At 64.9% G+C, this 17,333-nt stretch carries 12 protein-coding genes and 1 tRNA gene; 3 read left to right on the forward strand and 10 right to left on the reverse strand.

What is annotated here, in order from left to right; genetic code table 11:
• Window positions 1-36: 36 nt before the first annotated feature.
• Complete coding sequence (locus tag RCH10_RS10770; protein ID WP_323501163.1) at window positions 37-564, forward strand: DUF2946 family protein; 528 nt, start codon at window positions 37-39, stop codon at window positions 562-564.
• A 63-nt stretch (window positions 565-627) separates the two neighbouring features.
• On the opposite strand, the gene RCH10_RS10775 is transcribed toward RCH10_RS10770, so the two are convergent.
• The 4 genes from RCH10_RS10775 to RCH10_RS10790 form a co-directional block, all read right to left on the reverse strand.
• Window positions 628-1,272, reverse strand: a complete 645-nt coding sequence (locus RCH10_RS10775; protein ID WP_409052341.1) for a c-type cytochrome — start codon at window positions 1,270-1,272, stop codon at window positions 628-630.
• 65 nt (window positions 1,273-1,337) lie between these two features.
• Complete coding sequence (locus RCH10_RS10780) at window positions 1,338-2,753, reverse strand: efflux transporter outer membrane subunit (RefSeq protein ID WP_409052342.1); 1,416 nt, start codon at window positions 2,751-2,753, stop codon at window positions 1,338-1,340.
• Window positions 2,746-5,901 carry an efflux RND transporter permease subunit gene (locus RCH10_RS10785; RefSeq protein ID WP_409052343.1) on the reverse strand — a complete coding sequence of 1,052 codons (3,156 nt, stop codon included), beginning with the start codon at window positions 5,899-5,901 and terminating at the stop codon, window positions 2,746-2,748. The genes RCH10_RS10780 and RCH10_RS10785 overlap by 8 nt, the downstream gene beginning before the upstream one ends.
• Before the next feature lie 13 nt (window positions 5,902-5,914).
• A complete protein-coding gene (locus RCH10_RS10790) occupies window positions 5,915-7,192 on the reverse strand; it encodes an efflux RND transporter periplasmic adaptor subunit (protein ID WP_323499362.1) in 1,278 nt (425 codons plus the stop codon).
• 182 nt (window positions 7,193-7,374) lie between these two features.
• Between RCH10_RS10790 and RCH10_RS10795 the strand changes: the two genes are divergently transcribed.
• Complete coding sequence (locus RCH10_RS10795) at window positions 7,375-8,049, forward strand: TetR family transcriptional regulator (protein ID WP_409052344.1); 675 nt, start codon at window positions 7,375-7,377, stop codon at window positions 8,047-8,049.
• Window positions 8,050-8,067: 18 nt separating this feature from the next.
• Window positions 8,068-8,142 (forward strand) — tRNA-Arg (locus RCH10_RS10800).
• 134 nt (window positions 8,143-8,276) lie between these two features.
• On the opposite strand, the gene RCH10_RS10805 is transcribed toward RCH10_RS10800, so the two are convergent.
• The 6 genes from RCH10_RS10805 to RCH10_RS10830 all read right to left on the reverse strand — a co-directional run bounded on the left by RCH10_RS10805 (window position 8,277) and on the right by RCH10_RS10830 (window position 17,280).
• Window positions 8,277-8,573, reverse strand: a complete 297-nt coding sequence (locus tag RCH10_RS10805) for a copper-binding protein (RefSeq protein WP_409052345.1) — start codon at window positions 8,571-8,573, stop codon at window positions 8,277-8,279.
• Between the two features lie 43 nt (window positions 8,574-8,616).
• Entirely contained in the window at window positions 8,617-11,781 is a 3,165-nt protein-coding gene (locus RCH10_RS10810) for an efflux RND transporter permease subunit (protein ID WP_409052346.1), read from the reverse strand.
• Window positions 11,778-13,334 carry an efflux RND transporter periplasmic adaptor subunit gene (locus RCH10_RS10815; RefSeq protein WP_409052347.1) on the reverse strand — a complete coding sequence of 519 codons (1,557 nt, stop codon included), beginning with the start codon at window positions 13,332-13,334 and terminating at the stop codon, window positions 11,778-11,780. The genes RCH10_RS10810 and RCH10_RS10815 overlap by 4 nt, the downstream gene beginning before the upstream one ends.
• On the reverse strand, window positions 13,331-14,563 hold the full coding sequence (locus RCH10_RS10820; RefSeq protein WP_409052348.1) for a TolC family protein: 1,233 nt from the start codon (window positions 14,561-14,563) through the stop codon (window positions 13,331-13,333). The genes RCH10_RS10815 and RCH10_RS10820 overlap by 4 nt, the downstream gene beginning before the upstream one ends.
• A 77-nt stretch (window positions 14,564-14,640) precedes the next feature.
• Window positions 14,641-15,024 carry a hypothetical protein gene (locus RCH10_RS10825; protein ID WP_409052349.1) on the reverse strand — a complete coding sequence of 128 codons (384 nt, stop codon included), beginning with the start codon at window positions 15,022-15,024 and terminating at the stop codon, window positions 14,641-14,643.
• 18 nt (window positions 15,025-15,042) lie between these two features.
• Window positions 15,043-17,280, reverse strand: a complete 2,238-nt coding sequence (locus tag RCH10_RS10830; protein WP_409052350.1) for a copper-transporting P-type ATPase — start codon at window positions 17,278-17,280, stop codon at window positions 15,043-15,045.
• Window positions 17,281-17,333 lie beyond the last annotated feature (53 nt).

Below are 17,333 nucleotides of genomic sequence, written 5' to 3' on the forward strand. Positions count from 1 at the left end.
CCGCCGCATCCTGTCCTGTTCGCGCAGAATCAAATCATGGATGACATCGTCAAGCAGGCTCTGGCCAAGTGGCCGAACGTACCGCATTGCTACGGCTGGCTCGGGCTCGACGCACGCGGCAACTGGTACATGCGAGACGACCGCACGCAGGCCGCCGGCGCCTTTCCAGAAGCTAAAGGGTCGCTGTTGCGGCACGACAAGCTGATCGACTTCATTCAGCGCAACTACGACCACGACGACAGCGGCCAATGGTTCTTTCAGAACGGGCCGCAGCGCGTCTATGTCGAACTCGAAGCCACCCCTTTTATCTGGCGCGTCATGGACGATTTCTCGGTGACGGCGCACACCGGCACGTCGGTCGAGCCCAGCGCGTGCCTTGTCGATGAAAGCGGCAAGCTCTATCTCGTCGCGCCGATCGGGCTGGGGCTGGTGCACACGCAAGACGTCGGACTGGCGGCCGACGCCATCGAAGCCGGGCGCTGGCAGCCTGAGACGGTGGTCGCTGCCGAACTGCCGACGCGGTTCGGATACGTGATGAGCCCGGCCACAAAAAAGCCGGCTTGACGCCGGCTGGTTTGCAAGAGCAGGGAGTGCAGCCTCGCGCGCCGCACGGTGGCTCGCTTCGAATTACTTGACGGCTGCAGGTGCAGCAGGCATTACGGGCGCGGCGGCTGCAGGTGCAGCCGCATCGGCAGCCGGCGCGGCGCCATCGGCTTGTGTTGCTGCTGGCCGGTCCGGGATCGGGAACGTGGCACCACCGGCATTCGCCATGTAGACCACCGCGCGGCCCACTTCAACATCCTCGTAGTCTCCGCCTCCTTGCGCTGGCATCACGCCTTTGCCATGCAGCGCGTGGTCGAGCAACGTGGCGTAACCCTGGCCGATGCGCGGGCCCCAGGCAGCGGCGTCGCTGAAGTGCGGTGCGCCGGCAATGCCGGGTGCACCGTGGCAGGTGACGCATTGCGCCTTGAACACCGCCTCGCCGGTGGCGAGCTCGCGGTTGGCATCGCGGATTTCGATGGAGCCGACCCGCTTCAGTCGGTCTGCCAGATCGCGATCACGGTTGTCTTTCGACACGCCGTAAAGCGCCATGCTGTCGCCTTCTGCCGTGCCTGAAGGATGCGTACCTGACACGACGTATGAGACGAGTCCCACGATGATCAGGATGGGCGCAATGAACGAGAAAAAGACCGCCAGCAGCAACTGCTTCGGGTTCTTGATCGGTCCGGTGTGGGCGTCTTCTGTGGCCTGGGGATGCGGGTCTGCGCTCATTGCGTCCTCAATATCGGGGGCTCGTCGGGGGGCTTTTCAAATCAACCGGCGATTATAAGGAGCCCTTATTCCTTCCAGCCCCCGCCGAGCGCTTTGTAGAGCACCACCTGGTTTTGCAACTGGAGCAAATGTGCCTGCACCGTCGCCTGCTGCGCCGCGAATTGCGAGCGCTGCGCATCGAGCAGGTCGAGCGCGCTGGCAATGCCGTTGCGGTAGCGCAGGTCCGACAGCTTGAAGCGGATCCCTTCGGCGTCGGCTTGCGCGCGCTGTGCCCGCAATTGCTCGGTGAGCGTAGCGCGTCCGGCAAGTGCATCCGCCACGTCGCGAAAGGCCGACTGGATGCTCTTCTCGTACTGCGCCACGGCGATGTCACGGCCGGCCTTGGCCGAATCGAGGCCCGCGATGTTGGCGCCGGCATTGAAGATCGGCAACGAGAGCTGCGGTGCGAACGACCATGCCTTCGAGCCGCTGTCGAACAACCCCGAGAACTGGCTGCTGACCGTGCCGATCGACGTGGTCAGAGAGATCCGCGGAAAGAACGCCGCGCGTGCCGCACCGATGTTGGCGTTGGCTGCGAGCAGTTGTTGCTCGGCCGCGCGGATGTCGGGCCGCTCCGCAAGGAGGTCGGATGGCAGGCCTGCCGGCACATCCGGAATCGACTTCACGCTGTCGAGCTTGTTGGCGTCGGCACCGGTCATCGCTTCGGGTGGCATGGGCGCGCCGAGCAACAGCACCAGCGCGTTCTCGTCCTGCATGCGCATGCGCTGCTGCTGTGCGTAAGAAGCCTTGGCGGTTTCTGCCAGCGAGTTGGCCAGCTGGAAGTCGATTTCAGACGACACGCCGTTGTCGAAGCGCAGCTTGGTCAGCCGCACCGATTCGTTGCGCGTGCCCAGCGTTTGGCGGGTCAGCTCCAGCAGTTCGTCATCCGCGAGCAGCGTGAGCCAGCCCTGCGCAACCGCGCCGATCAGGCTGATCTGCGCGGCCTTGCGCGATTCTTCGGTGGCGAGGTATTGCGCCAGCGCCGCATCTTTCAGGCTGGTGATGCGGCCGAAGAAGTCGATCTCCCAGGCGGTGATGCCGAGATTGACCGCATAGCTGGACGAGACGCTCGGGGCGCTCGCACTGATCGCGCCAAATGGATTGGGCCGCGATCGCGAGCCGCTGGCAGCCACGCCCACCGCAGGGAACAACGCCGCGCGCTGGATGCGGAACTGCGCACGGGCCTGCTCGATGTTCAACGCCGACACGCGCAGATCACGGTTGTTGGCCAGCGCCAGATCGATGAGCTTCGTCAGCCGCGGATCGGTGAAGAACTCCTGCCACGGCACTGAGGCGGCCGATAACCCTGAGGGTTGCGCCGGATCGCCGGGGAAAACGGTTGCCACCGGCGCTGCCGGGCGTTCGTACTTGGGTGCCAGCGAGCAGCCCGCCAGCAGCACCGCCGCCGTCGCGATGCCTGTCAGAAGCAATTTTTTATTCATGGGTTTCTGCTCCGCCGACGGGCGTCGCCGTGCGCGCCTGGAGTTCGTGCTGTCGCTTGCTGCCCTTGAAGAAGCCGCGCACGAGCACGAAGAAGAGGGGTACGAAGAACACCGCCAAGCCGGTGCCGGTGATCATGCCGCCGAGCACGCCGGTGCCGATGGCGCGCTGGCTCGCCGAGCCCGCGCCGGTCGCCAGAAACAGCGGCAGCACGCCGAGGCCGAAGGCCAGCGAGGTCATGATGATCGGCCGGAACCGCAGGTGCGCTGCAGCCAGTGCTGACTCGACGACGCCCTTGCCCTGGGCCTGCAGATCCTTGGCGAACTCGATGATCAGAATCGCGTTCTTGGCCGATAGGCCGATGATGGTGATCAAGCCGACCTGGAAGTACACGTCGTTCGAGTACGAGCGGAACATGGTGGCCAGCAGCACGCCCAGCACGCCGCACGGCACCACCAGAATCACCGCCAGCGGAATCGACCAGCTCTCGTACAGCGCGGCCAGGCACAGGAACACCGCCAGGATCGCGAAGCCGTACAGGACGATGGCTTGCGAACCGGCGAGTTTTTCTTCACGCGACTGGCCGGTCCATTCGTAGCCGAAGCCTGGCGGCAATTTCGCGGCCATCTTTTCCATCTCTTCCATCGCCGCACCCGAACTGCTGCCCGGGGCAGCCGAGCCCGAAATGCGCACCGCCGGATAGCCGTTGTAGCGCACCGTTTGCTGCGCACCGTTGACCCAGCGCGTCGTCGCGAAGGTCGACAGCGGTACCGGATTGCCCTGAGCGTTGCTCGCGTTGAGCTTGAGCAGGTCTTGCGGCTGCATCCGTGCCGGCGCGTCGGCTTGCACCACCACGCGCTGCAGGCGACCCCGGTTCGGGAAGTCGTTGATGTAGCTTGAACCGAGCGCGGTCGACAAGGTCGTGTTGATCGCGTCGAAGCTCACGCCCAGCGCGCTCGCCTTGTCGCGGTCGATGTCGATCTGCAACTGCGGCGCGTCTTCGAGGCCGTCGGGCCGTACCTGCGACAGCAGCTTGTTCTGCGACGCCATGCCGAGCATCTGGTTGCGCGCGTTGATGAGCGCTTCGTGACCTGCGCCACTGCGGTCTTGCAGCCGGAAGGTGAAGCCGCTGGCATTGCCCAACTCGGGAATGGGCGGCGGGCTCAACGGGTAGATGAATGCGTCGCGAATCTTCGACAGCGCACCGAAGGCGCGACCGGCGAGCGCATCCGCCGACTGGCCGGCTTCCTTGCGCTGGTCCCAGTCTTTCAGCGTGACGAAGGCGAGGCCGGCGTTTTGGCCCTGGCCCGAGAAGCTGAAGCCCAGCACGCCGACCATGCTCTGCACTTCAGGCTGCTTCAGGATATAGCCCTCGACCTGCTTCATGACGTCCAGCGTGCGATCTTGCGTCGCGCCAGGCGGCAACTGCACGTTCACGATGATGTTGCCCTGGTCTTCCTGCGGCAAGAACGAAGTCGGCAAATCGCGGAACACCACGATCACCGCAGCGACGATTGCCACGTAGATGACGAGGTAGCGCGCAGCGCGTTTCAGCATGCGCGCGACCACGCTCTCGTAGCCCTTTGCCGTGCGGTTGAAGCTGCGGTTGAACCAGCCGAAGAAGCCGCGCTTTTCATGATGCCCTTCGTCGACGGGCTTGAGCAGCGTGGCGCAGAGCGCCGGCGTCAGCGACAACGCCATGAAGGCGGAGAAGCCGATCGACGCGACCATCACCGCAGCGAACTGGCGATAGATGTTGCCGGTCGAGCCGGCAAAAAATGCCAGCGGCACGAAGACCGAGATCAGCACCACGGTCACGCCGATGATGGCGCCCGAGATCTGCCCCATGGCCTTGCGCGTCGCTTCAAGCGGCGGCAGCCCCTCCTCGGTCATGATGCGTTCGACGTTCTCCACCACCACGATGGCATCGTCCACCACGATACCGATCACCAGCACCATGCCGAACATAGTGAGCACGTTGATCGAGTAGCCCAGACCCAGCAGCGTGGCAAAGGTGCCGAGCAGCGCGATCGGCACGACGATCGTCGGAATGATCGTGTAGCGCCAGTTCTGCAGGAACAGGAACATCACCACGAACACCAGCGCGATTGCTTCGAGCAGCGTCTTCACCACTTCCGTGATCGAAATGCTGACGAAGCGCGAGCTGTCGTACGGGATGCTCCACTTCACGCCCGGCGGAAAGTACTTGGCCAAGTCGGCCATCTTGACGCGGATCGCCTTGGCGGATTGCAGCGCGTTGCCGCTGGGTGCCAGCTGGACGCCGATACCGACCGCAGGCTGGCCGTTCAGTCGTGCCGAGGTCGAGTAAGCCTGGCCGCCGAGCTCGATGCGGGCGACGTCTTTCAGGCGAACGGCCGAGCCGTCGGTGTTGGCGCGCAGCACGATGTTGCCGAACTGCTCGACGGTGCTGAGCTGGCCGGTGACCAGCACCGTCGCTGCAATGCTCTGGCCCGCGATGTTCGGCAGGTCGCCGATCGAGCCCGAAGACACTTGCGCGTTCTGTGCGCGAATGGCCGCGTTGACGTCGGCCGCCGAGAGCGAATAGCCCTGCAGCTTGGCCGGGTCGATCCACACGCGCATGGCGCGCTCGGTGCCGAACAACTGGGCTTGGCCGATGCCGGGGACACGCTGCAGTTCAGGCAGCACGTTGCGTGAGGCGTAGTCGCCCAGCGCGATCGGATCGACCTTGGGATCGTCAGACGACAGGATGGTGAACAGCAGGAAGTTGTTGCGCGACTTGTCGACTCGCACGCCTTGCTGCGTCACTGATGCAGGCAGACGCGGCGTGGCACGCGACAAACGGTTCTGCACGTCGACTTGTGCAAGGTCGGCGTTGGTGCCGGTCTCGAAGGTGATCGTGATGGTGCCGGTGCCGTCGGCTTGTGCCACCGATTCCATGTAAATCAAGCCGGGCGAACCGTTCATTTCGCGTTCGATCACCGACAACACGCTGTCTTCCAGCGTCTGCGCCGATGCACCCGGATAGGCGGTGGTCACGACGATCGCGGGAGGCGCGACCGGCGGATATTGCGAGATCGGAAGCTGCGTGATCGCCACGCAGCCCATCACGATGACGAACAGCGCGATCACCCACGCGAAGATCGGGCGTTCGATAAAAAACTTGGCCATGCGGGCTCGCTCCTTACGACTTCGCGGCGGAAGCCGCAGAAGCCGGCGCAGCAGGCGTGGCAGCCGGTGCACTGCCGCCCGCTGCAGCCGTTGGCGCCGTCCAAGGCACCGCCTTCACGGGCGTGCCGGGCGGCAACATCTGCAGCTTCTGGAAACCGTCGACCATCACCTGCTCACCGGCCTTGAGGCCATCGAGCACGATCCACTGGTTGTCTTGCGCGGCACTGATCTTCACGGGACGTTTGGTGATCTTGCCTGCGGCATCGACGATCGACACGGTGTCGCCCGTCTGCGTGCGCGTCACGGCCTGCTGGGGAATGGCGATCGCGTTGCTCATCTGGGCTTGTTCGATGCGCACGCGCACGTACAGGCCCGGCAGCAGATCGCCCTTCGGGTTGGGAACCTCGGCGCGCAACGTCACCTGTCCGCTGGTCGAGTCGACCGTGAGATCGGTGAACAGCAGCTTGCCGGGCAACGCGTATTCGGTGCCGTCTTCGAGCACGACGCGCACGCTGGCCGCGTCCGTGCCGGCGGCATGTTTGAACTGACCGTCCTGCATGGCACGGCGCAGCTTCAGCACATCGGTGGCCGACTGCGTGAAGTTGACATACATCGGGTTGATCTGCTGGATGACCGCGAGCTGCGTGGCATCGCCCTGGCCGACCAACGCGCCTTCGGTGACGAGCGAGCGGCCGATGCGGCCCGAGATCGGCGCGGTCACCGCGGCATAGCCGAGGTTGATCTTCGCGGTCGCGACCGTGGCGCGGCCGACGGCCACATCGGCCTCGGCCGTTTTTTGCGCTGCAACCGCGTTGGCATATTCCTGCTTGCTGACGGCATTGGCTTCGACCAGCGGCTTGTAGCGGTCTGCCAGTGCCTTGGCCTGCACCGCGTTGGCTTCAGCGCGTGCCAGGCTGGCCTGGGCGCTTTGCGCTGCAGCCGTGTAGGGCGCGGCATCGATACGGAACAAGGGCTGGCCCGCCTTGACGTCGCTGCCTTCCTTGAACAGTCGCTCCTGCAGGATGCCGGCCGCGCGGGCCCGTACCTGGGCGATGCGCGAGGCTTCGAGCCGACCCGGCAGCTCGGTCACGAGGCCGACATTGCCGGGCGTCGCGATCACCACACCCACTTCAGGCGGCGGCTTGTTACCACCGGCACCGGGCGCAGCGCCAGCCGCGGGGGCATCGCCCTTGCCGCAGGCAGCGAGCGACAGAAGGGCCGCAACGGCGGCGGCAGTGGCAACAACGCGCCATGTGGACGATGGGCGGTGAGAAACATGCAAGACGGGCATGCGATTCCTTCAGAGGACGGCAGACAAACAAGAGGAGGCCGAATGGGGATTCGGCTGCAGGGCGCGCGCAAAAACCATGCCGCCGCTGCAACTGATCGGCAGCCACGGAGTTTACATACATTCGTGGATGTATAGTCGGGAACCGGTTTCAGCCCCGAATCTACACACTCCAGGAGACAGTTTTGGCACGCCGTACCAAGGAAGAGGCCCTCGCGACGCGGCATCGACTGATCGATGCGGCCGAAATACTCTTCCAGTCACAAGGGGTATCCAAGACCTCGTTGCAGCAGATCGCCGAGCAGGCGGGTGCCACGCGCGGTGCCGTGTACTGGCATTTCAAGGACAAGGCCGATCTGTTCAACGCCATGATGGAGCGCGTGAAACTTCCGATGGAAAACGCCACGCGCTTTTCTGCGGAGCCTTCGGTCGATCCGCTGGCCGTCATCGAGGCCGGAATGATCGTGGCTTTGCGGCTGGTAACGACCGATCCGCAGGCGCGTCGCGTCTTCGAAGTGGCAACGCAAAAAGTCGAGTACGTCGGCGAAATGGCTTCGGTGCGATTGCGCCATCTCGAGGCTCGTAACAGTTGCGTGGCCGATTTCGAGAAGGCCTTGCGGCTTGCCGCGCGTCGCGCCCAAATCAAACTGACGTTGCCGGCAAGCACAGCAGCCCAGGGCTTGCATGCGCTCATCAGCGGCTTGATTCACAACTGGTTGCTCGACCCCGAAGCCTTTGCGCTGATGAGCGTCGGCCGACGCACCTTCAACGTGTACCTGTCGGGGCTGGGCTTCGATCGCACCGGTGCGCGGATCGATCCGTCGGCCGATCCGATCGCTCTCGAATCGCTCGCCCGATAGGCGATAATCAGCGGCTCACTCGTCGTATTTCAACGGATAGAATTCGGCCCTCCGAAGGCTGAGATCCTGGTTCGATTCCAGGCGACGGGACCAAATGAGAGGTGAAGCACAAGGGTGTTGTCGCCGTCCGAAAACGACCCCCTGGGGGTCTAGATTCAACCGGCGCAGACAGTTCGGTAACTGACCCCGTGCCTAACCCCGCGGGGTCTTTTTGTTTTGGGTCCAGGTTACCTTTGAAAGCGCACCTTCTCCTCTGCTTTCACTCGTTTGAGCGTCGCTGCGTCCGCCTCAAACGCCATGGTCATCGCCGGCATGCCGAGGTTCGGAATGTCCCCGTGTTTAAGAACAATCTCCCCGTTGGCCGTGTCGATGCGATGGATGACCGCATCGGTCAACAGACCCACCGGCTTCGTCGGGAGTTTCGTCGACCCAGCTGGCGTCGACACGCCTTCCACCGGTTTCTGTGCGTTGGCTGCTGAAGAAGTGACGAGCAGCGCGATGGCCAAAAGCAAATAGGTTTTCATTGCATGACTCCGGTATCCGGAAGGGGTGGAAGGAGAGGACTGCTCAGTGACTTTCTGATGCCAGTTGAGTTGGGCGAGGCGCCGTGTTGACGCGCACTCGTCGATGCAACAGATACCAGGCAGCCGGCACGACCAGCATGCTGAGCAACGGCGCGGTCACCATGCCGCCGACCATCGGCGCGGCTATGCGCCTCATGACTTCGGAGCCGGTGCCGGTGCCCCACAGGATCGGCAGCAGGCCCGCCATGACGACCGCCACCGTCATTGCCTTGGGTCTCACCCGCAGTACGGCGCCCTCACGGATCGCGGCCAGGAGGGTTTCGTCGTTCATAGGTTCGCCTGCGTCGAGGCGACGCTGCAAGGCGTTCTTCAGATAGACGAGCATCACGACGCCGAACTCTGCGGCGACGCCTGCGAGGGCGATGAACCCCACCGCCGTCGCTACCGAGATCGAGTGGCCCAGTGCCCACACCAACCAGAAGCCGCCGATGAGCGAGAACGGCACGGCCGCCATGACCAGCGCCGCATCGCTGAACGACTTGAAGAGCAGATAGAGCAAAACGAAGATGACGGCCAGCGTGACCGGCACGACCAGCTTCAATCGCTCGGTCGCGCGTTCGAGGTATTCGAACTGGCCGGACCATGACACCGCATAACCCGCGGGCGTTTTGACCGACTTGGCGACTGCCGCCTGCATGTCGGTGACAGCAGAGCGAAGGTCACGGCCGCGAACATCGACATACACCCAGCCCGACAGCCTCGCGTTCTCGCTGCGCAGCATGGGCGGCCCGTCGGCGATGCTGATCTTCGCCACATCGCGCAGAAAGACCGTGGCACCCCTTGCCGTGACGAAGGGCAGATCGCGCAGTCCCTCCAGCGAGTCGCGAATCTCCCGCGGGTAGCGCACATTGATCGGGTAGCGCTCGCGACCCTGGATGACCTCGCCGACGTTGTCGCCGCCGATCGCCGTGGACACCACTGCCTGCACATCCGCCACCGACATTCCGTAGCGCGCCGCAGCCGCGCGGTCCACGTCGACGTCGATGTAGCGGCCGCCGGTCAGTCGCTCCGCCAGCGCCGACGACACGCCGGGTACGCCTTTGACGGCCGCCTCGATCTGCGTCGTCAGTGAGTCGATGGTGGCGAGATCCGCCCCGGCGACCTTGACTCCCACTGGGCTCTTGATGCCGGTGGCCAGCATGTCGATCCGGTTGCGGATGGGGGGCACCCAGACATTCGACAGGCCCGGCACCTTCACAGCTCGGTCCAGCTCTTCGACCAGCTTGTCGGGCGTCATGCCGGCGCGCCACTGGTCCTTCGGCTTGAACTGAATGGTGGTTTCGAACATCTCCAGAGGGGCAGGATCGGTGGCGGTGTCGGCACGACCGGCCTTGCCGAAGACGCGCGCCACTTCGGGCACCGTTTTGATGAGGCGATCGGTCTGCTGCAGCAACTCGCCCGCCTTGGAAACCGACAGTCCAGGAAGCGCGGAGGGCATGTAGAGCAGGTCGCCCTCGTCCAGCGGCGGCATGAACTCTCCACCCAACCGCATCACTGGCAAGACGGTCAATGCGAGCAGCAGGGCGGCAAGGACCAGCGTCGCCTTCGGAAACCGCAGCACCAGCTCGAGCGCGGGCCGGTAAACCGCCATCAAAAAACGATTGACCGGGTTGGCCGCCTCGTGCGGAATGCGGCCGCGGATCAGGTAGCCCATCAGCACCGGGATCAGCGTGACAGACAGGCCCGCAGCCGCTGCCATCGCGTAGGTTTTGGTAAATGCAAGCGGTGCGAACAACCGGCCCTCCTGCGCCTCGAGCGAGAACACCGGCACGAAAGACAGCGTGATCACCAGCAGCGAGAAGAACAGTGCGGGACCGACCTCGACCGAGGCAGCGGTGACCAACTGCCATCGCTCCGCAACAGTCGGCTGCCTGCCCCGCTGCGTCTCGAAAGCCTCCAGGTGCTTGTGCACGTTCTCCACCATCACGATGGCGCCGTCCACCATGGCGCCGATGGCGATCGCAATGCCACCGAGCGACATGATGTTGGCGTTGACGCCTTGCCAGTGCATGACGATGAAGGCGGCCAGCACCCCAACTGGCAGCGCGACCACCGCCACCAGCGCCGAGCGCAGATGGAACAAAAAGATCGCGCAGACCAACCCGACCACGATGAATTCCTCCATCAGCTTGAAGCGCAGGTTGTCGACCGCACGATCGATCAGCAGCGAGCGGTCGTAGGTCGGCACGATCTCGACGCCCGCCGGCAGGCTCGACTTCAATGCGGCGAGCTTGTCCTTGACGGCCTGGATGGTGGTGCGCGCGTTCTTGCCGGAGCGCATGATCACCACGCCCCCGGCCACTTCGCCTTCGCCATCGAGTTCCGCGATGCCGCGGCGCATTTCCGGCCCGATCTGGACCGTCGCGACGTCGCGCAACAGCACCGGTGTGGCGCCCGTCAGCGCAAGCGGAATGGTCCTGAAATCTTCCAGCGACTGCAGGAAGCCGCGCGAGCGCACCATGTACTCGGCCTCGGCCAACTCGACCACTGAGCCGCCGCTGGCCTGGTTGGCATTGCGCAAGGCGTCGACCACGGTGGCCTGCGTGATGCCGAGCGCGCGCATGCGGTCGGGATCGAGCACCACCTGGTACTGCCGAACCATGCCGCCGATGCTGGCGACCTCGGCCACGTCCGGTACCGTTTTCAGCTCGAACTTGAGAAACCAGTCGTTCAGCGCGCGAAGCTGGCCGAGGTCTCGCTGGCCGGTGCGGTCGACCAGCGCGTATTCGTAGACCCAGCCCACGCCCGTGGCATCCGGCCCCAGCGAAGCATTCGCGCCTGCAGGCAATTTGCTTTGCACCTGGTTGAGGTATTCGACGACGCGCGAGCGTGCCCAATACGGATCGGTCTTGTCGTCGAACAGGACATAGACAAACGAGTCCCCGAAGAACGAGTAGCCGCGCACCGTCTTTGCGCCGGGCACGCTGAGCATGGTCGTGGTCAGCGGGTAAGTGACGAGGTCTTCGACGACCTGAGGCGCCTTGCCCGGGTACGGGGTGCGGATGATCACCTGGGTGTCCGACAAATCGGGCAGTGCATCGAGCGGCGTGTGCACGACCGACCACAGACCCGCCGCGACCAAAAAGAGCGTTGCGATCAACACCAGGAAGCGGTTGCCGACCGACCAGCGAATCAGCGCTGCGATCATGGTTTGGCTGCCGGCTGCAGCCGCTCTACCGACTGAAGCTCGTAGCCCGTCGGCCCGCCCTCCTTGAACTCGAAGCGAATCCGGTCGCCGGGTTGGATGTCCGGAAAGGCGGTCGGCGTCGGCTTGGCAAAGCCCATCGTCATCGCCGGCCACTTGAGCGTGGCAACCGGTCCGTGCGAAATGGTGATGCCGTCAGAGTCCACGCTCTCGACCTTGCCTTCCCCGCGATGGGTTGCGGCAACCGTCGCCGGTGAAGCTGCCGAAGACGTCGAAGCACTGGCAGTTGGCGCAGCCGCAGTGGCTGAAGCCGGTGACGCCATGCTGCCCAGCACCGAGCGCAAGCGCGCTTCCGAATCGATCAGGAATTGGCCGCTGGCAACGACCTGCTCGCCGTCCGACAGTCCTTGAAGCACCTCGATGTCGTCGCCCAGATCCATGCCCAGCGACACGTCCCTCGGCTCGAACGCACCCGTGTCCTTGCGCACGATGACGACGGCGCGCTTGCCTGTGCGAATGACAGCCTCAGACGCCACGACAATTCGCGTGCTGCTGCCGCCTGCGACCTGCAGACGCAGCAGCATGCCGGGTGTCAACAGGCCCTTGGCGTTGTCGACTTCAAAGCGGGCCTTCAGGGTGCGTGTGGCGGTGCTGACCTCGGGCAGGATCTCTTTCAGCTCGCCTTCGAACGACTGCGATGCATCGGCCTGCAGCACGGCTTTCACTTTCTGGCCCGGCTTCAGACGCACCGCCTGCGTTTCCGGGATCTCTGCCACGGCCCAAACCTTTTCCAGACCGGCGATCCTGAAGAGCGTCATGCCCGGCGTGACGGCCACGCCCTCGCGCACGCCGAGTTCGGCCACGACGCCCGTGGCGGGCGCGGTCAGCACGTAGCGGGCTTGCGCGGTTCCGGCTTTCTCGCTCTGGCGGATCAGGTCCGCGGGAATGGACATTGCCTGCATCCGCTCCCGGGCCGCTGCGATGAGGTCCGGTGAAACGCCGGTGCGCTGGAGCGCGAGCAACTCGTTTTGCGGCCCCAGCCATTCAGGCGCAAAGAGCGTTGCCAGAGGCTGGCCCTTGCGCACGCGCTCCATCGGCGCACGCACCCACAATCGCTCGACGAAGCCGGCGACACGGCTCTGGACCGACGCACTCAGGCGCTCGTCGAACTGCACTGCGCCGATCGCGTCGAACGACGAGGAGACATCAGCGCTTCGTACTTTCGCGAGCCGGATGCCGAGGTTCTGTTGCACCGACGGGCTGATGTCGACTCCGCCGCCGCCTGCTGCGCCTGCGTCGCTGTCTCCGTACATCGGCACGAGCTGCATGTCCATGAACGGCGACTTGCCGGGCTTGTCGAAGCGGGGGCCGGGCACCATCGGGTCGTGCCAGTAAAGAACCTTGCGTCCTTCTGATCCGGTGGGCGCCATCGTGGAAGGCATGGCGTCTTCGTGACCCCGACCCGTGCTGCGGCCGGCGTAGAAGGCGACCGCGGCGACGGCTACGAGCACCAAGGCACCGAGGATCGACAGCGTGATGAGGCTTGATTTTTTCATGGTGCCACCTCGGCGGTCAGCGGACGGAAGGTCAACTGAAGCTGCGACCGCGCGAGCTCGCGCTGCAGCGCGAGCAGCTTGCGCTGCACTTCGACTGCCGCATGGCGTGCCTCGAAGAGCGTTGCGAGCGGGGCCTGGTTGGAGCGATAGGCCGCGGTCGCAGCCGCCGTTCGTTGCCCGGCCGGAATCACGACGCTCACGCGGTAGCGCTCGATGCGTTGCTGCAGGCGCCCGGCGTCACTGCGCAGGGTCAGGTATTCGGCCGTTGCAGCGCGCCTGGCCTCGGCCAGTTCGGCTTCCGCTTTGTCCACCAACGCGAGCTTGGACGCTGTCTCCCGGTCCTGGCGTTCGCCGGGAGATACCTGGAGCGGGATGCTCACGCCGAACGACACCATGTCCGAGTACCCCGTACGCTGGCCGTAGGCGACTTCCCATGTCCAGTTCGGTTTGCGGTTGGTGCCGGCCAGCGCAGCCGCTTGCGTCGCAACCTCCATTTCACGCTGCATCGCGACGACCGACGGATGTCGGGCCACGTAGGCTTCTTCGCTGAATGGCGGCTCGGCGGGTATCGGCGCCAGCGCCTCCGGCATCACGCCGACCCAGCGCTGCAGTGCGAGCCTTGCGGCGTTCTGCTGTTGCCTCGCATCGGCGGATTCGTCTTCGGAGCTGCCCCTCGCGCCGGTCAGCGAAAGCACTTCCTGGCTGCTGCCGGCGGCAGACGACAGCCGCGAACGCGACGCCTCGAGTTCCTCCTGGGCGTGATGTTCCATCAGCGTGGTGAGGGTCAGCATCTGGCCTGCATAGAAAGCATCCGCATAAGCCAGCGCCGTCTGGAGCCGTGTCGCGGCGATCGAGACGCCTGCCATCGTCGTCTCGCGCGCGGTAGCCGCATTGGCTGCAGCCTCACGCACGGCACGCTTGTCGGCCGAAAGCCATTCCTGGCTGATTCCGATTCGCTTCATCGTCATGTAATCGCGTGTGGTGCTGAAGCGGTCCGGGCCTGTGAAGGGGAGGTTGTCGACGCCGACCCGAAGCACCGGGTCGGGCAGTTGGCTCGCCGTTCGCGCCGCTTCGGTGGCACTGAGGACGCCGGCACTTGCCGCACGCGCAGCCTCCGAGCGTTCCACGGCCAACTGCAAGGCCGTATCGAGTGACAGGGGCGCCGCTGCCGCCATGAAAGGCAGCGATGCGGCAAGCAGCAAGGCCACACGCAGAAAAGGAAGGGGCATGGAAACTCCGCAGACGAACGAGAAAGTCGCTGGCGAGCGAACGAGTCGCACCAGCACCGGTCAAGTCGGCGGAGATGTCAGACGCGGAGTCTGCGTGTCGCGAGAAAGACGGGATCGGGAGGAGCCCGCGGCTCGAGCGCGCTCTGCAAGGGCAGACCCTGGACGTCAGCGAGCAGAAGCGGCGGAACCACCAGCACCTGCACCACGGCAGGAAGAGACGGCGTGGCTGCCTTCGCCTTTTCGAAAGACTGGGAGGCGTCGGCGGCATGTTGATGGCAAAGCACCGGTTGCGCAGTGTCCATGCCTTCACACGGCGCGCCATCGGCCATTGCCTGTGCCATCGCTTCGGCGTTGTCCATGCCCGGGCAGACATAGCTTGCAAGCGCCATTTGCGAAAACACCACCGAGACCATCACGAAGAACGCGATGGCGAAGCGATGAAGTGGGCGGAGGCGACGCATGTCCGGCGCAGTGTAGCGTCAGGACGCCCTTGCTGGAGCAGGCGCCGCCCGCCTCAGCCGCAGTGCATTGAAGATGACCGAGGCCGAACTCAGGCTCATCGCCAGCGCCGCGATCATCGGGGACAACAGCCATCCAGTGAACGGAAACAGAACACCCGCTGCCAGCGGCACGCCGAGCGCGTTGTAGACGAACGCGAATCCCAGGTTCTGCTTCATGTTGGCAATGGTTTCGTCGGAGATGACGCGCGCTTGCGCGATGCCACGCAAGTCGCCCTTCACCAGCGTCACTTGCGCACTGTTCATCGCCACATCGGTCCCGGTTCCCATGGCAACGCCGACGTCGGCCTTGGCCAGTGCCGGCGCGTCGTTGATGCCGTCGCCGGCCATCGCGACGATGCGGCCTTCGCGCTGCAGTCTGTCGACCAGCGCCAGCTTGTCGGCGGGTTTGACCTCACCATGGACTTCGTCGATGCCCAGCCGGGCCGCAACCGCTTTGGCGGTGGTCAATCCGTCGCCGGTCGCCATGATCACGCGCAGGCCCGACGCCTTGAGTGCCGCCAGTGCTTCGACGGTCGTGGCCTTGATCGGGTCGGACACGGCCAGCAAGCCTGCGGCCTTGCCGTCCACCGCGAGGAACATCACGCTGGCGCCTTCGACGCGCAACGATTCGGCCTGCGCTGACAAACCATCGACTGCCACGCCCAACTGCGTCATCAACGCCGTGTTGCCGAGTGCCAGCTTCTTCCCGCCGACGCTGCCGCTCACGCCGATGCCGCTCGCCGATTCGAAGCTGTCTGCCTTCTCCAGGTCCAGCTTTTGCGCCTTCGCCGCACGCACGATGGCGTCGGCCAGCGGGTGTTCGCTGCCCTGGTCGAGACTCGCAGCGAGTCGCAACACGTCTTCTTCGGTGAAGCCGGGTGCCGCGACCGCTCGCTCGAACGTCGGCTTGCCTTCGGTCAGCGTGCCGGTCTTGTCGACGATCAGCGTGTCGACCTTGCGGAAGTTCTCTATCGCCGCGGCATCGCGGAACAACACGCCCTGCGTCGCGGCCTTGCCGGTCGCCACCATGATGGACATCGGCGTGGCAAGCCCCAGCGCGCAGGGGCAGGCGATGATGAGAACGGCGACCGCGTTGATCAGGCCGTAGACCCAGCTCGGCTCGGGTCCGACCAGGCCCCATACGACGAAGGTCAGCAGCGCGATGCTGATGACCGTGACGACGAAATAGCGCGCGACCTGATCCGCCATGCGCTGCATCGGCGCCCTGGAGCGTTGTGCCTGCAACACCATCTGCACGATGCTGGCCAGCACGGTCTGCGACCCGACGCGCTCGGAGCGCATCACGATCGCGCCGTTGGTGTTGAGCGTTGCGCCGATCAGCTTGTCGCCGGGCCGCTTGGTCACCGGCAGCGGTTCTCCTGTCAGCATCGATTCGTCCACCGCGCTCGACCCTTCGATCACGACGCCGTCGACCGGCACCTTCTCGCCGGGCCGCACGCGCAGCGTGTCGCCGACGTGGACGTGAGCCAGCGGGATGTCTTCTTCAGCCCCCGCGGCATCGATGCGGCGCGCGGTCTTGGGCGCGAGGCCGAGCAGGGACTTGATGGCCGCCGAGGTCTGCGAGCGCGCCTTGAGTTCGAGTATTTGGCCGAGCAGGGTCAGCGAGATGATGACGGCAGCCGCTTCGAAGTAGACCGCAACGCGGCCCATCGACACGAAGGCCGATGGAAACACGCCCGGCGCCACGGTGGCCACGACGCTGTAGATGAATGCCGCCGAAGTGCCGAGTCCGATGAGTGTCCACATGTTGGGGCTGCGATTGACCACGGACTGCACCGCTCGCACGAAGAACGGCCAACCGGCCCACAGCACGATCGGCACGCTGAGCGCGAATTCGATCCAGCTCTGCGTCGCCATCTCGAACCACTGCAGGCGGTGGCCCGCCATGGCCAGCACGGTCACGACGATGGTCAGCGGGAGCGTCCAGATGAATCGACGGGTGAAGTCGACCAGCTCCGGGTTCTCGCCCTCGTCCAGGGTCGGGGTTTCGGGCTCCAGCGTCATGCCGCACTTGGGGCAGTTGCCCGGATGGTTCTGACGGATCTCCGGATGCATGGGGCAGGTGTAGATCGTGTCTCCCCCGACGGTCGCCGGCGCTTGCAAAGACGTGGTGGCTTTGCTTGCAGGTTCGCCCGATCCGTGGGGTGTGTCGACGGCGGTCACCGCGCCGGAGTGCTCAAGTTCTGGATCGTTCATCTCTTCTCTCCTCAATGGATCGAGATGCGCAAAATCGCCACCCCGTACTTGGC

It is taken from the genome of Variovorax sp. GrIS 2.14, assembly GCF_046115955.1.
GTDB lineage: Bacteria > Pseudomonadota > Gammaproteobacteria > Burkholderiales > Burkholderiaceae_C > Variovorax.

Bases quoted from the DNA above. Each gene is read 5' to 3' on its own strand.
- RCH10_RS10770 (WP_323501163.1), top strand. From the start codon at position 37: ATGGATGACATCGTCAAGCAGGCTCTGGCCAAGTGGCCGAACGTACCG.
- RCH10_RS10775 (WP_409052341.1), bottom strand. From the start codon at position 1,272: ATGAGCGCAGACCCGCATCCCCAGGCCACAGAAGACGCCCACACCGGA.
- RCH10_RS10780 (WP_409052342.1), bottom strand. From the start codon at position 2,753: ATGAATAAAAAATTGCTTCTGACAGGCATCGCGACGGCGGCGGTGCTG.
- RCH10_RS10785 (WP_409052343.1), bottom strand. From the start codon at position 5,901: ATGGCCAAGTTTTTTATCGAACGCCCGATCTTCGCGTGGGTGATCGCG.
- RCH10_RS10790 (WP_323499362.1), bottom strand. From the start codon at position 7,192: ATGCCCGTCTTGCATGTTTCTCACCGCCCATCGTCCACATGGCGCGTT.
- RCH10_RS10805 (WP_409052345.1), bottom strand. From the start codon at position 8,573: ATGAAAACCTATTTGCTTTTGGCCATCGCGCTGCTCGTCACTTCTTCA.
- RCH10_RS10810 (WP_409052346.1), bottom strand. From the start codon at position 11,781: ATGATCGCAGCGCTGATTCGCTGGTCGGTCGGCAACCGCTTCCTGGTG.
- RCH10_RS10815 (WP_409052347.1), bottom strand. From the start codon at position 13,334: ATGAAAAAATCAAGCCTCATCACGCTGTCGATCCTCGGTGCCTTGGTG.
- RCH10_RS10820 (WP_409052348.1), bottom strand. From the start codon at position 14,563: ATGCCCCTTCCTTTTCTGCGTGTGGCCTTGCTGCTTGCCGCATCGCTG.
- RCH10_RS10825 (WP_409052349.1), bottom strand. From the start codon at position 15,024: ATGCGTCGCCTCCGCCCACTTCATCGCTTCGCCATCGCGTTCTTCGTG.
- RCH10_RS10830 (WP_409052350.1), bottom strand. From the start codon at position 17,280: ATGAACGATCCAGAACTTGAGCACTCCGGCGCGGTGACCGCCGTCGAC.